We start from the raw sequence: 13,236 nt of genomic DNA on the forward strand, positions 1-13,236 counted from the left end.
ATACGAGGCTTACACGGTCACCCGAGTGCAGTAGCGTTCTGGCGTGTCCACGACTCCGCCACCCCAGCCGCCCGAGAACCCCTTCGGCCCGCCCCCGACGTCCGGGCCCTACGGCCAGCAGCCGCCTCCGCCGCCGTATCAGGCCCCGCAGCCCGGTCCGTACGGCCAGCAGCAGCCGCCGGCCCCGTCCCCCTACGGGCAGCAGCCCTACGGCGCGCCCGCCCCCGCTCCCTGGGGTGCGCCGCCTCCGCCGCCCAAGAAGAGCCGGCTCGGTCTGATCCTCGGGATCGTCGGCGGTGTCGTCGCGCTGGTCGTGGTGGGTGTGGCCGTCCTCTTCTGGGTCGTGACGAAGTCCGACAGCGGCTTCCCCGAGGCCGAGTACAAGCTGACGCTGCCCCAGAAGGTCCTCGACGAGAAGTACGAGCTCGCCGGCGATCTCTCCGGCGCCGAGGGCAAGACCATCGAGGACGAGGCCGACGGTGCCTGGGACGCCCGGGACACCAAGGCGGTGGTCGGTCAGTACAGCCTCGGCGGCGACCAGGCGCAGGGCACGCTGGTGATCTCCGGCATGTACGGACGGTTCAAGAACACCGGGCTGGCCCGCGACAACATGATGGAGGGCGCGGCCGGCGGTGAGGGCGCCAAGGTCGCCGTCAAGCCCAAGGACTTCAAGCCGGCCGGCTCCGACGTCACCGTCACCTGCGAGGTGCTCGTCCAGACCCAGCTCGGTACGGAGATCACCATCCCCGTCTGCGGCTGGGTGGACGGCAACACGGGTGCCTCCATCGCCGAGATCACCGCCGAGACGGTCACGAAGAAGCCCGCTCAGGTGGACCTCGCGGCGGCGGCCGAGACCGCCGTCAAGATCCGCGAGGAGATCAGGAAGCCGATCGGCTGAGCGACTCCGGTACGGGGTCCGGTACCGGGCTCGCGGGGCCCGGCGGGAACGACGTACGCAGGGTGAACGCGTACTCGGTCGGTCCGTGCGCACGCAGATGGAGGAGGCGGGTCTCCGCCTCCTCCACGGTGGGCAGGTGTCCCGTCGGCACCCACCACAAGGTGGTGACCGCCTCTTCCAGGCGCTCGAAGAACTCCCGGCGGCGCGCCAGCAACTCCCGGTGCTGCCCCTGGTACATGAACGCCGTGAGGGCGTTCGTGTCCCGCCACACCGACATGTTCACCAGGATCCACTCGTCGCCGAACATGTGCGTGTCCGTCGCGTCACCCGTCTCGCCCTGCAGCCTCCAGACGAACCCGTCCGAGGCGTCCGCGACGGCGTTGACGGGTTCCAGGCCGTCGGCAAACGGCTTCAACTCTGCTGAGTCCAGTGGGGCTTTGAGGCGACCGATGTTGACCTGGGCGAGTTGGTACGCGGCTTCGGATGATGGCGTCAATGGCGTCATGGCCGCACGGTAGGTCGGGGGTCCGGCCCGCGCATCCCCTTTTCTCACCGGCCGAGCACCGCCTCCATCACGGCCCGGGCGATCGGCGCCGCCGTCCCGCCCCCGCTGATGTCCGTACGGTCGGCGGAGGCGTCCTCGACCACCACCGCGACGGCCACCGCCGGCTCGACGTCACCTCCGCCCTGCGCCCAGGAGACGAACCAGGCGTACGGAGTACCGGAGTTGCCGATTCCGTGCTGGGCGGTACCGGTCTTGCCGCCGACCGTCGCCCCGGGGATCGCCGCGTTGGTGCCGGTACCCCGCTCCACGACGTCCCGCATCAGCTCCCGCATCCGTACGGCCGTCGACGGACTCATCGCCCGGAGCCGAGTCCGTACCCCTGAGGTGGCAACTGTCGTGCCGTGCGCGGTGGTTGTCCGCTCCACCAGGTAAGGGGAGGGCACCTGACCGTCGTTGGCCACCGCAGCCGCGACCAGCGCCATCTGCAACGGCGTGGCCCGCGTGTTGTACTGGCCGATCGCGGACAGCGCCAGCTGCGCCCTGTCGACGTGGCGGTCCAGGGTGCTGCGCGCGACCGAGAAGGGGATGCGCAGCCCCGAGTCGTTGAAGCCGAAGCCGTTCGCCGTGGCCGCCAGGCCGGCGACACCCACGTCCACGCCCAGCTTGGCGAAGACCGTGTTGCACGACCAGGTGAACGCGTCCCGCAGCGAGGCGTCCGCACAGCCGTCGCCCTCGTTGGTCAGCACCGTGGACGTACCGGGGAGGCGGTAGGGATCGGGGGAGTCGGTCGGCTCGTCCAGATCGGTGATCACCCCGGCGTCGAGGGCCGCCGCCGCCGTGACCACCTTGAACGTCGAACCCGGTGGATACGTCTGCCGCACCGCCCGGTTGAGCATCGGCTTGTCGGGATCACCGTTCAGCCGCCGCCAACTCCGCTCCACGGAACGCCTGTTGCCGGACAGCACCGCGGGGTCGTACGACGGCGCGGAGACCAGGGCGAGGATGCGCCCGGTCGACGGCTCCACGGCCGCCACCGCGCCCTTGCGCCCGGCGAGCCCCTCGAAGGCGGCCCGCTGGGCGGCCGGGTCGATGGTCGTCACCACCTTGCCGCCGGGATTCCGAGCCCGCGTCACGTCGTTCCACAGCGGGAACGGGGAGAGCAGCGGATCGGTGCCCGACAGGATGCCGTCCTCCGCGTGCTCCAGGAACGTCGTGCCGTACACCTGGGAGGCGAAGCCGGTGACCGGGGCGTACAACGGGCCGTTCTTGTACGTCCGTTCGTAGCGGAGCTGCTCCCCGGTGTCGACGGACCCGGTGACCGGCCTGCCGCCGACCAGGATGGTCCCGCGCGGCTGGCCGTAACGGGCGATCACCTGGCGGCGGTTGGCCGGGTTGTCGTCGTAGCGCTGGGCCTGGACGACCTGCACACGGGTGACGTTGACGAGGAGGGCCAGGAGCAGCAGGGCGCAGAACAGGGCGGCGTGCTTGATGCAACGCGTCATCTGCCGTGGTTTTCTGGCCCGTTCGGGCTGCCTTGTCATGGTGTGGGCCGCCCGTCGTCGTCCTGGTGCCGACGGCGGGCCGAGTCGCTGATCCGGATCAGCAGCGCCACGATGATCCAGTTGGTGACGACGGACGAGCCTCCCTGCGCCAGGAACGGCATCGCCATACCGGTGAGCGGGATGAGCCCCGACACCCCGCCCGCGATCACGAACACCTGGAGCGCCACGATCGAGGCGAGGCCGACCGCGAGCAGCCGGCCGAAGGGGTCGCGCAACGAGAGCCCGGCCCGGTAACCGCGCTCCACCAGCAGGGCGTACAGGATGACGATCGCGGCCAGGCCCGCCAGCCCGAGTTCCTCGCCCGCCGTGGCCAGGATGAAGTCCGACTTGGCGGCGAAGCCGATCAGGATCGAGTGGCCGCGGCCCAGCCCGGTGCCGAGCATGCCGCCCGCCGCGAACGCGAACAGCGACTGGGAGAGCTGGTTGGGCCCCTGCCCCGCCTCGATCGTCGCGAACGGGTGCAGCCAGTCCTCGACCCGGCTGTGGACGTGCGGTTCGAGGGTGCCGACGGCGAAGGCGCCCAGCGCGGCCAGCAGCAGCCCGACCGCGATCCAGCCGGTGCGGCCCGTGGCGACGTACAGCATGACCACGAAGAGGCCGAAGAAGAGGAGCGAGGTGCCGAGATCGCGCTCCAGGACCAGTACACCGACGCTGATCAGCCAGATCGCCACGATCGGGCCGAGGACCCGACCGGTGGGAAGCTGCAGCCGGCTCAGCCGCCAGATCTGGCGGCCGGTGTACGCCAGCGCGTTCCGGTTGGCTGCGAGATACGCGGCGAAGAAGACCGCCAGCAGCACCTTCGCGAACTCCCCCGGCTGGATGGAGAATCCGGCGATCCGGACCCAGATGCGGGCCCCGTTCACCGACGGGAAGAAGATCGGCAGGGTCAGCAGGACGAGGGCGGCGGCCACACAGACGTACGCGTACCGCTGGAGGACACGGTGGTCGCGCAGCAGGACCACCACCACGATGAACAGCGCCACGCCGACCGTGGACCACACGAGTTGGGCGGGGGCGGCCCGGTGCCCCGGCGTCTCCAGGTCGAGCCGGTGGATGAGGACCAGACCCAGGCCGTTGAGCAGCACGCCGATGGGCAGCAGCAGCGGGTCGGCGCAGGGGGCGCACCGGCGCACCGCGACATGAGCGAGGAGAGCGAGCACGCCGAGCCCGGCGCCGTAGCCGGCGGCGCCGGGCGGGACGGTGCCGTTCCTCGCGAGGCCCACATCGCAGTAGCCGTACACGCACAGGAGGACGGCGACGACGATGAGGGCCAGCTCGATCCCACGGCGCCGGGGGACGCGCGGGGCGGGATCGGAGGGATCGGCGGGCTCCGAGAGCCAGGGCTTCGGGGATTCCTCGTACTCCGCCGCCACGGTGGTTCCGGGCTTCGTCATGTCCGGAACCTACCCAAAGTTCACAACTTATTGGCTGATGTGGCCTATGGGGTCACGGCTGGTGTCTGCCGGGTCAGCAGAAGCGCGGTGCGGCGCCGATGTTGTCGATGTAGCGGGCCGCGCCCCAGGCCCAGGTGCCGTCGGTCAGGAGGTACCAGAGCGAGTTGCCGTCGACGTTCTCACCGCCGACCTTGCAGAAGATGGTGACGATCGAGCCCTGGGGGACCACCCGGATGATCGCGCTGCCGCGATTCGGCGCGCTGCGGAGCCGCAGTCCGCCGTTGGCGGTGACGATCCCCTTGTAGAGGACGGCGTTGCTGCTGGTGTTGCTGTTGTGCTGGCCCCAGTCGCCGTTGCCGCCCTGCTGGTTGCTGTTCTGGCTGTTCTGGCTGTTCTGGTTCTGACTGTTCGGGTTCTGGTTCTGGTTCTGGCTGGGGTTGTTCGGGTTCGGGTTGCTCTGGTTGTTCGGGGGCTGCTGCTGGTTCCAGCTGCTGCCCCAGTCGTCGTCGGCGGGGCTCGCGAGTGCCGGGGAGACGGCGCCGAGGGAGAGCGCGGTGGCGGCGGCGGTTATGCCGAGGCGGGTCAGGGTGGTCCGCGGTGACATGTGGGCTCCTTTGGCAGTGCAGAGCTGACTAACCGCCACGCTAGGAGCCGGTCGTGTAAGGCGCCCGTCACGCTGGGCCGTTGGTGGCCAGCCCCCGCGATTCGGCCAGGCTGAGCGTCGCCAGGGCGCCGCCGCCCGCGCTCTCCGGCACGTTGGTGAAGGTGAGCCGGGCACCCAGTACCTCCGCCTGGCCCAACGCGATCGTCAGCCCGAGCCCGTGCCCGGTCGCCCCGCCCTCCGTACGGAACCGCTGCGGCCCGTGCTCCACCACGTACTCCGGGAAACCGTCACCGTGGTCCCGCACGGTCACGACCGGCCCGTCGATGGTCAGCGTCACCGGCGTACGGCCGTGCCGGTGGGCGTTGGCGACCAGATTGCCGAGCACCCGTTCGAGCCGACGCCGGTCGGTGTCCACGCGGGCGTCACGGACCACGACGATCTCCGTGTCGGCGCCCGCGGCCGCGGAAGCCCGCACGACCCGTTCGGCGAGGGCGCCGAGCGCCTCGGTGTCGGCCTCCAGTTGCTCCTTGCCCGTGTCCAGCCGGGAGATTTCGAGCAGGTCCTCGGTGAGCGTGCGCAGGGCGGCGACCCGGTCCCTGACCAGCTCGGTCGGCCGCCCGGGCGGCAGCAGCTCGGCCGCCGCGTGCAGTCCGGTGAGCGGGGTGCGCAGCTCGTGGGCCACGTCGGCGGTGAAGCGCTGTTCGCTGAGCAGCTTCCGCTGCAGCGAGGCGGCCATCGTGTCGAGCGCTGCGGCGACGGCGGCGACCTCGTCCGGCGAGCGGTTCGGATCCTGCGTACGGGCGTCGCCGACGCGGGCGTCAAGGTCGCCGGCGCTGATCCGGCGGGCCACCTGGGCGGTCGCGTGCAGTCGACGGGTCACCCGGGTCACCGCGAACGCGCCGACCAGCAGCGTCGCGCCGATGGCGAGGCCGGACGACCACAGGATGGCCCGGTCGAGACCGTCGATCGTACGGGCGCTCTGCGAGTAGTCGAGCGCCACGGCGAGCGCGTGCCCGCCGTCGGCCGGACCGGCCGCCCACATCGTCGGCACGCCGTTGTGGTCGGTGACCATCGTGCCGCGCTCCCCGGCCGCCGCGAGCGTCCGCAGCGCCTGCGGCAGCCCCTCGGGGTCGATGCCGGTGTGCGGCCGGAGGGCGTCCCCGGCCTCGTACGCGGCCGTGGCCTCCACCAGCCGGGACAGGGCGCGGTCACGGGCCTGGTCGGCGGTCTGATGGGTCACCGAGACATGCACGAGGACGCCGAGCAGCGCGGCGAGCGCGCAGCACATCCCGGTGATGAACAGCGCGGCCTTGGCGGCGAGGGTGCCTGCCCACCCGGGCAGCGCGACCCTCATCGGGCACTCGCGGACGAGGAGCCCGAGGAGGCGGCGGAGGCGGAGGTGGAGGTGGAGGTGGAGGTGGAGGTGGAGGCCGAGGACGATGCGCGGGGAACGTGTGCGCGCTTGGGTTTGCCGGTGCGCAGGAACTCGTCCCGGGTGAGCAGCATCGCCTTCTGGTCGGCGTCCCAGGTCCACTGGGTGCGGTACTCGTACCCCGGGATCTGCGACGGCGAGCGGATGATCACGGCCCGGCCGGCCAGTTCCACGGCGGTCACGGCGTCGTCGTTGGCCATGATCTGCACCAGCTTGTGCCGCTGGAAGGTGTACACGCGTACGGCCGTCCCGTTGCCCGGCAGCAGCCGGAAGCCGAGGGCCATGTCGTCGCGGCCGTCGCCGGTGAGGTCGCGGTAGTAGGCCTTGAGGACGGGACAGGCGCCGGCACCGCTTCCGGCGGCGGTACGGCCCTTCCGGCCGCAGGCGGCCATACCGGCGGCCGTCCCGGCGTAGGGGGAGTTGTCGGCGCTGTACACGTCGGGGTGGGCGGCGATCTCCGCCCGTACGACGGCCACCGGGTCGACCTTGTGGATGTCGTCGCCGGGGGCGGTGATGCCCTTCACGGTCTCGGTCTCGGCCTCGCCGTAGTCGAAGGCGGGGCTGGAGGCGGCGGGCAGCTCGGGCCAGAGCCGGGCAGGACTGACGGCGGTGGCGGTCGGCCCCGCACCACGCAGCCCGCCGGCGTCACCGCAGCCGGAGGCGAGGACGGCGACGGTCAGGGCGGCGAGAAAGGCCCGCGAGACGCGCGGGGCGCGCGGGACACGGGAGGTGCGGCTGGGTTTCACTGCACTCCTGCGTCGGGCCGGGCCTGGCGTGGCGGGCGGGGTCGCCTCGTCCACGACACCCTATTCGCAGGGAAGTCGCATTTTCGGTGCGGGCCGACCGGGCCGACCGGGCCGACCGGGCGGCTCCGGCTACTCGGCGAGTTCCTCCAGCAGCCGGGCCGTGGGCAGGCCCGTCCGTAGATACTCCACGAACAGCTGGTTGTGCAGGGCCCAGGGGGAGCGGCGGGATCTGATGAGACGGATCGCCTCGTCGGTGCTGTGCCCGTCGTGGACGAGGGCGTGCGCGACGACGAGACCCGAACGGTTGTACCCGCTGTAGCAGCGCACCAGCACACTGCGCCCGTCCTCCAGCGCGGTGCACACGGTCTCCGCGAGCCGGATCACACCGGCGAGCTGGGTCCCGTCGAGCGGCCCGTCCGGAATCGACCACACGTGATGCTCGACGCCGGGATCGGGCCCGTACCCCGGCAGCTTCAGCAGGGTCACGACCAGGTCGAACTCGTCGTGCACGACGGCGAATCGCAGCTCCCCGGGGCGACTCGTGAACTCGTGTCCGCCCATCCACAGCCCGGGCACGATCTCGCTCCACGGTTCGCCCGGAGCCGGCACGTCAGGCTGTTTCCTGCGGGTCCGCAACTACGCCGCCTCCCCACTCGGGCAACCGAATCCGCCCCAACTTCCTCCAAAGGTAGCCGGGTTCTTGCCCCCGCAGCACCCCGCCTGTTCCCATGGCCATGCGGGGATTGGGGTGATGGTGGATGAGCGGACTGCGCGTCGTACCGGCCTGGCGCCAAGGCCACGAGCGCCTGTACGTGTGTCTGACGGACGGGCGGAAGATCGCCTGGTACGACCGTGAGTCGTCCCGGGTCAACCTGCTGAGCGAGGACCTCAGAGGGGACGTACTGGAAGCCCTGGGCCCGTTCCTGACGGGCCCGGTGACGGTGGGCCCGCCCCCGGTCCCGACCCCGGCGGAGCTGGCCCGGCTCTCTCTCCACCCCGACGACGACCTGGCCCCGAACCGTCCCGGCGAGGCCCTCCAGATCGCCCTGGACCGCGACCCGGACCCACCGCACCGCCTGCGCCCGGACCCCCGGAGGCGGGCCCTGGCGGCCGAACAGGCGGTGGGCGGGGCCCTGGAGGCGCTGGAGGGCGCGGGCTGGCACACCCTGCACTCGATCCCGCTCCCCGGCGGCGACCGGGTCCACCATCTGGTGATCGGCCCGGGCGGCCTGTTCGCGGTCCACACCCTGTACGCCCGTAAGCAGCGGGTCCTGGTGGCCGACCCGATGGTCGCCCTGGGCCGCCGCGATCCCCGTCCCCTCCTCCGCCGGGTCCGCTCGGACGCCGACCGCGCCTCGTACGCCCTGACGGCGGAGGTCCACCCGGTCCTGGCGCTGGCAGGCCCGGTCGACCTGAAGGTGGCGGTGCCGCTGAGAGAGGTCAGGGTCCTGGTGGACTCGGACCTGTCGGGGCTGGCGCGACTGGGGGGCGTACTGAAGCCGGCGGACGTGGAGGCGCTGCACGCGGTGGCCCGGGACCGGGGGACCTGGACGCGGGTGTGACGGCGGCCGGAACGGGCGCTACTTCCGCGCGGCACAGCCAACTCGCCGTAGGCGCGGCCCTCTTGATATTCGAGTGACCGTACGGGACGGGCTGCGTAGGGTGCCGGACGTGGACCCAGCTGACTTCTACACCGGCATCGTCGCGGAGCTCTACGGCCCGCTGAAATCCTTCTCCCAGGACCCCGAGCCGTACGCGGCCTTCATCCATCGAGCCGGCGAGCCGGCACTGGAGTTGGGGTGCGGGGACGGCGATCCGCTGCTCGAACTGCGCCGGCGCGGCCTGGATGTCGACGGCGTCGACTCCTCCCCGGACATGCTGGAACGCCTCGGCCGCCGGGCGGACGAGCAAGGCATCGCCGTCACCGTGTTCCAGCAGCGCATGGAAGCTCTGGAGCTGCCCCGCCGGTACCGGGCGATCTTCCTCGCCGGACCGACCTTCAACCTGCTCCCCGACGACGACGCGGCGCTGGCCGCCCTCGGCCGTGTTCGCGCTCACCTCGCGGAGGGAGGCACCGCCCTGGTGCCGCTCTTCACCCCCACGCCGACCCCGGCCGAACAGCTCGGCGGCGTGCGCACGGCCGTCGCACCCGACGGCGCGGAACTCCGCTTCTCCGTCGTCGCCGAGCAACGCGACGAGACGGCCCGGACACAGACGACGCTTCTGCGCTACGAACGCCACTACGGCGCGGACACCAGTGTCGTGGACCGCCCGTGGATCCTGCACTGGTACACCCGGGACCGGTTCGAGAAGCTGGCCGCGACCGCCGGTCTGACCGTGACCACGGTCACCGGCCCGGACGGCGAGCCCGCCCCCGCCGACACCGGCCTGTCCCACTTCTGGCTCCAGGCCACCTGACCGCCTCAGGTCGGCCGGGGCAGCAGGAGCGGAGCCAGCAGGTCCCCGTGCGAATCCAGTCGGGCCGCGATGTCGCCCGCCCCGAAGGTGAGCTGGGCCGGGTTCGTGCACCCGGCCACCTCCTCCCACGTCACCGGTGTCGACGCCGTCGGTTCGGCGCGTGCGCGCAGGGTGTACGGGGTCGCCGTGGTTTTCCGGGCCGCGTTCTGGCTGTAGTCGACGAAGACCTTTCCGGGGCGCAGGCTGCGCGTCATACGGTGGACGACCAGGTGGGGGAGGGTGCGTTCCGCCTCGACCGCCAGTTCCTTCGCGTACGCCGTGATCTCGCCGGACGGGGTGCGGGTCGCCGGCGCCGTCAGGAGGTGCAGGCCCTTCGAGCCGGACGTCTTCGCGTACGCCTCGATCCCGTCCGCCGCCAGCCGCTCCCGTAGCCAGAGCGCCACCTCGCAGCACTCCACGATCGTCGCCGGATGGCCGGGGTCCAGGTCGAGGACCATACGGTCGGCCTCCCCGGGGGCGTCGATCAGCCACTGCGGGGTGTGGAACTCCGTGACCAGGTTCGCCGCCCACATCAGCGAGGGCAGGTCCTGGATCAGGACCATCCGTGCGGGCCCCTCCGAGCGCGGAACGTGCGCCGTCGTTACCCAGTCGGGCGTACCCGGTGGCACGTTCTTGGCGAAGAAGACCTGGCCGTCGGGGCCGTCCGGGTAGCGCAGGAAGGACACCGGGCGGCCGTGGAGGTGGGGGAGGAGCACGTCGGCCGTGGTGGCGTAGTAGTGCAGCAGCTCACCCTTGGTGAAACCGGTCGCCGGGTGGATCACCTTCTCCAGGTTGGAGAGGGCCACCCTTCGCCCCGCCACCTCCGTGATCGGCGTCATACGATGAGAATCCCACGAAATCAGGGCAAAGCCACCAGGTCATCCTCGGAGGAAGGTCACCTCGTGCGATCCATATGGAACGGCGCCATCTCCTTCGGGCTGGTCAGCATCCCGATCAAGCTCGTCAACGCCACCGAGAGCCACTCGATCTCCTTCCGCCAGATCCATGTCGAGGACGGCGGGCGCATCCGCTATCGCAAGGTGTGCGAGCTGGAGGACCGCGAGGTCAGAAGCGATGAGATCGGAAAGGCTTACGAGGGTGCCGACGGGGCGATGATCCCGATCACGGACGAGGATCTGGGGTCGCTGCCCCTGCCCACCGCCAAGACCATCGAGATCGTCGCCTTCGTGCCCGGTGACCGTATCGATCCGCTGCAGATGGACACCGCCTACTACCTCTCCGCGAACGGGGTACCGGCCGCCAAGCCCTACACCCTGCTGCGGGAGGCGCTGAAGCGCAGCAAGAAGGTCGCCATCGCCAAGTTCGCGCTCCGGGGGCGCGAGCGGCTCGGCATGCTGCGGGTCGTCGACGACGTCATCGCCATGCACGGGCTGCTCTGGCCCGACGAGATCCGGGCCACGGACGGGGTCGCGCCGGATACCGGCGTCACCGTGCGGGACCAGGAACTCGATCTCGCCGACGCCCTCATGGCCACCCTCGGCGAGGTCGATCTCGCCGACCTCCACGACGACTACCGCGAGGCCGTCGAGGAACTCGTCGCCGCGAAGGCCTCCGGCGAGGAGACCCCGCACGCCCCGGCACCGAGCGGCGGCGGCAGGGTGCTCGACCTGATGGCCGCGCTGGAGAAGAGCGTGCGGGCGGCGAAGGAATCAAGGGGCGAGCAGCCTCCGGCGGAGGAGGGAGACGTCAAGCCCCTCCCCCGGCGCCGCACGGCCTCCAAGGCCGCCCCCAAGGCCGAGTCCGGAAAGAAGTCGACCTCCACGGCAAAGAAGGCAGCCACCAAGAAGACCACTGGCAAGACGCCTACCGCCAAGAAGACCACCCCCCGCAAACGCTCGGCATAACCTCTCCCCCTCCCCGCCCCCCCCAAGGGGCGCGGGGAACTGCGCGCCCAGCCCCCACCGGCCCGCGGCGAACGACGTACGTGTGCGCGGGCATGAACGGAGCGTCCACCTGATCCCCACGCCCGGTTAAAGGGGCGCGGGGAACTGCGCGACCAGCCCCCACCGGCCCGCGGTGAACGACGTACGTGTGCGCGGGCATGAACGGAGCGTCCAGCTGATCCCCGGGTCGCGGGATCCCGGCGGGTGGTTAAGGGGCGCGGGGAACTGCGCGCCCAGCCCCCACCGAGCCGCGGTGAACGACGTACGTGTGCGGGCATCAGCCCCACCGACCCGCACCGGACGACATACGCGCCCGGCATCAGCGGAGCGTCGCGCGCCGCAGCGCCAGCACCGCATTGTGCCCGCCGAACCCGAACGAGTTGCTGAGCGCCAGGTCACCATGGTCGGGCAGCGGACGCGCGCCGCCCCGCACCACGTCCAGGCCGATCGCCTCGTCCTGCTCCCCCTCCGCGCAGCCGATCGTCGGCGGGATCGTGCCGTGGTGCAGGGTCAGCACCGTGGCCACCGCCTCCACCCCGCCCGCGGCGCCCTGGAGATGGCCGAGGTGTCCCTTGAGCGCCGTGACGGGGACGCGAGGCGTGCCCAGTACGCCCAGCACCCCCCGCAGCGCGTTCGCCTCCGCGAGGTCGCCGTCGATCGTGGCCGTGGCGTGGGCGTTGACGTGGATCACGTCGGCGGGGCGGCCTCCGGCGTCGCGCAGGGCGCGGTGGAGGGCCAGGGCCACGCCGGTGCCCGAGGGGTCCGGTGCCGCCATGTGGTGGGCGTCGGCCGACAGACCCCAGCCGGCCGCCTCGCAGTAGACGCGGGCGCCCCTCGCCCGGGCGTGCTCCTCGGACTCCAGGAGCAGGAAACCCGCACCCTCGCCGTTGACGAAACCGTCCCGGTCCCTGGCGAAGGGGCGGGACGGCAGCTCCCCGGCGGGGCGCGTCGACAGGGCACGCATCGCGGCGAACGACGCCATGATCGCCGGCGTGACGACAGCCTCGGCGCCTCCCGCGAGGGCGATGTCGACATGGCCGTACCGGATGCGGTCTATCGCCTGGCCGATCGCCTCCGTGCCGGACGCGCAGGCGCTGGTGACCGTGCGGGCCTCGCCCGTGATGCGCAGGTCCAGCGAGATCTGGGACGCCGCCTGTGACGGCACCGTCATGGGGGTGGTGAGCGGCGAGACCGCCCGGGGGCCCTTGTCGCGGAGTCTGCGGTCGCCGCCGACGAGGACCGACGCGTCACCCAGGATCGCGCCCACGGACACCCCCACGCGCTCGGGGGACAGACCGCTCGCCGCCGTGCCCGAACCGTCGAAGCCCGCGTCCCGCCAGGCCTCCCGCGCCGCCAGTACGCCGAACTGCGCGGCCCGGTTCATCCGGCGGGCCTGGGTGCGGGGGAGCAGCCCGGCCGGGTCCACCGGGACCGTGCCCGCCACCCGGACCGGCAGGCCGCTGAACTCCGCGCCGGTCAACTCCCTTATGCCGCACCGGCCTTCGAGGAGACCTCGCCAGAGGTCGGGGACCCCGATGCCGAGCGGAGTGACAGCGCCCAGACCGGTGACGACGACTCGGCGGGGCACGGCGTGGGGTGCGGGCCGACGGGTGCGGGGGTCCGGCTCGGGGTGCATGACGGGGCTGCCTCCCGAGGTGCGGCGCGGGACGGTCGGCGCACCTCAACTCTGCCCATGCCAGAGGCAATTCATGCCGAAAAGTCGTTCACGCTTCA

13 protein-coding genes are annotated in these 13,236 nt (G+C 71.8%); 4 read left to right on the forward strand and 9 right to left on the reverse strand.

Annotation, left to right across the window (positions count from 1 at the left end; all coding sequences use genetic code 11):
* Nucleotides 1–43: 43 nt before the first annotated feature.
* Nucleotides 44–898 (forward strand): hypothetical protein, encoded by an 855-nt coding sequence (locus OG241_RS38220; RefSeq protein ID WP_405822103.1) that lies wholly within the window; start codon nt 44–46, stop codon nt 896–898.
* Here OG241_RS38220 and OG241_RS38225 read toward each other — a convergent pair.
* From OG241_RS38225 to OG241_RS38255, 7 genes are all read right to left on the reverse strand, one after another.
* Entirely contained in the window at nt 879–1,403 is a 525-nt protein-coding gene (locus OG241_RS38225) for a DUF3291 domain-containing protein (protein WP_405822105.1), read from the reverse strand. The genes OG241_RS38220 and OG241_RS38225 overlap by 20 nt on opposite strands.
* 44 nt (nt 1,404–1,447) lie before the next feature.
* Nucleotides 1,448–2,905 (reverse strand): penicillin-binding transpeptidase domain-containing protein, encoded by a 1,458-nt coding sequence (locus tag OG241_RS38230; protein WP_405822107.1) that lies wholly within the window; start codon nt 2,903–2,905, stop codon nt 1,448–1,450.
* A gap of 35 nt (nt 2,906–2,940) precedes the next feature.
* A complete protein-coding gene (locus OG241_RS38235) occupies nt 2,941–4,359 on the reverse strand; it encodes an FtsW/RodA/SpoVE family cell cycle protein (RefSeq protein WP_405822109.1) in 1,419 nt (472 codons plus the stop codon).
* Nucleotides 4,360–4,432: 73 nt separating this feature from the next.
* Complete coding sequence (locus tag OG241_RS38240; protein WP_405822110.1) at nt 4,433–4,963, reverse strand: SH3 domain-containing protein; 531 nt, start codon at nt 4,961–4,963, stop codon at nt 4,433–4,435.
* A 67-nt stretch (nt 4,964–5,030) separates the two neighbouring features.
* Entirely contained in the window at nt 5,031–6,317 is a 1,287-nt protein-coding gene (locus tag OG241_RS38245; RefSeq protein ID WP_405822112.1) for an ATP-binding protein, read from the reverse strand.
* The gene (locus OG241_RS38250; RefSeq protein WP_405822114.1) at nt 6,314–7,141 is read right to left on the reverse strand and encodes a hypothetical protein; all 828 of its coding nucleotides are present in this window, start codon (nt 7,139–7,141) and stop codon (nt 6,314–6,316) included. The genes OG241_RS38245 and OG241_RS38250 overlap by 4 nt, the downstream gene beginning before the upstream one ends.
* Before the next feature lie 129 nt (nt 7,142–7,270).
* On the reverse strand, nt 7,271–7,777 hold the full coding sequence (locus tag OG241_RS38255; RefSeq protein ID WP_405822116.1) for a dual specificity protein phosphatase family protein: 507 nt from the start codon (nt 7,775–7,777) through the stop codon (nt 7,271–7,273).
* A 122-nt stretch (nt 7,778–7,899) separates the two neighbouring features.
* Between OG241_RS38255 and OG241_RS38260 the strand changes: the two genes are divergently transcribed.
* Nucleotides 7,900–8,703, forward strand: coding sequence for a nuclease-related domain-containing protein (locus tag OG241_RS38260; RefSeq protein ID WP_405822118.1), 804 nt, complete (start codon nt 7,900–7,902; stop codon nt 8,701–8,703).
* 109 nt (nt 8,704–8,812) lie between these two features.
* A complete protein-coding gene (locus OG241_RS38265; RefSeq protein WP_405822119.1) occupies nt 8,813–9,559 on the forward strand; it encodes a class I SAM-dependent methyltransferase in 747 nt (248 codons plus the stop codon).
* A gap of 5 nt (nt 9,560–9,564) precedes the next feature.
* Here OG241_RS38265 and ligD read toward each other — a convergent pair whose 3' ends face one another.
* Nucleotides 9,565–10,437 carry a non-homologous end-joining DNA ligase gene (gene ligD / locus OG241_RS38270; protein ID WP_405822121.1) on the reverse strand — a complete coding sequence of 291 codons (873 nt, stop codon included), beginning with the start codon at nt 10,435–10,437 and terminating at the stop codon, nt 9,565–9,567.
* Nucleotides 10,438–10,440: 3 nt separating this feature from the next.
* Between ligD and OG241_RS38275 the strand changes: the two genes are divergently transcribed.
* Complete coding sequence (locus OG241_RS38275) at nt 10,441–11,463, forward strand: Ku protein (RefSeq protein ID WP_405822123.1); 1,023 nt, start codon at nt 10,441–10,443, stop codon at nt 11,461–11,463.
* 358 nt (nt 11,464–11,821) lie between these two features.
* On the opposite strand, the gene OG241_RS38280 is transcribed toward OG241_RS38275, so the two are convergent.
* Entirely contained in the window at nt 11,822–13,138 is a 1,317-nt protein-coding gene (locus OG241_RS38280) for a beta-ketoacyl-[acyl-carrier-protein] synthase family protein (protein WP_405822125.1), read from the reverse strand.
* Nucleotides 13,139–13,236: the final 98 nt, after the last annotated feature.

It is taken from the genome of Streptomyces sp. NBC_01390 (assembly GCF_045040105.1).
Lineage (GTDB): Bacteria > Actinomycetota > Actinomycetes > Streptomycetales > Streptomycetaceae > Streptomyces.

Bases quoted from the DNA above. Each gene is read 5' to 3' on its own strand.
- OG241_RS38225 (WP_405822105.1), bottom strand. From the start codon at position 1,403: ATGACGCCATTGACGCCATCATCCGAAGCCGCGTACCAACTCGCCCAG.
- OG241_RS38230 (WP_405822107.1), bottom strand. From the start codon at position 2,905: ATGACGCGTTGCATCAAGCACGCCGCCCTGTTCTGCGCCCTGCTGCTC.
- OG241_RS38235 (WP_405822109.1), bottom strand. From the start codon at position 4,359: ATGACGAAGCCCGGAACCACCGTGGCGGCGGAGTACGAGGAATCCCCG.
- OG241_RS38240 (WP_405822110.1), bottom strand. From the start codon at position 4,963: ATGTCACCGCGGACCACCCTGACCCGCCTCGGCATAACCGCCGCCGCC.
- OG241_RS38245 (WP_405822112.1), bottom strand. From the start codon at position 6,317: ATGAGGGTCGCGCTGCCCGGGTGGGCAGGCACCCTCGCCGCCAAGGCC.
- OG241_RS38260 (WP_405822118.1), top strand. From the start codon at position 7,900: ATGAGCGGACTGCGCGTCGTACCGGCCTGGCGCCAAGGCCACGAGCGC.
- ligD (WP_405822121.1), bottom strand. From the start codon at position 10,437: ATGACGCCGATCACGGAGGTGGCGGGGCGAAGGGTGGCCCTCTCCAAC.
- OG241_RS38275 (WP_405822123.1), top strand. From the start codon at position 10,441: ATGAGAATCCCACGAAATCAGGGCAAAGCCACCAGGTCATCCTCGGAG.
- OG241_RS38280 (WP_405822125.1), bottom strand. From the start codon at position 13,138: ATGCACCCCGAGCCGGACCCCCGCACCCGTCGGCCCGCACCCCACGCC.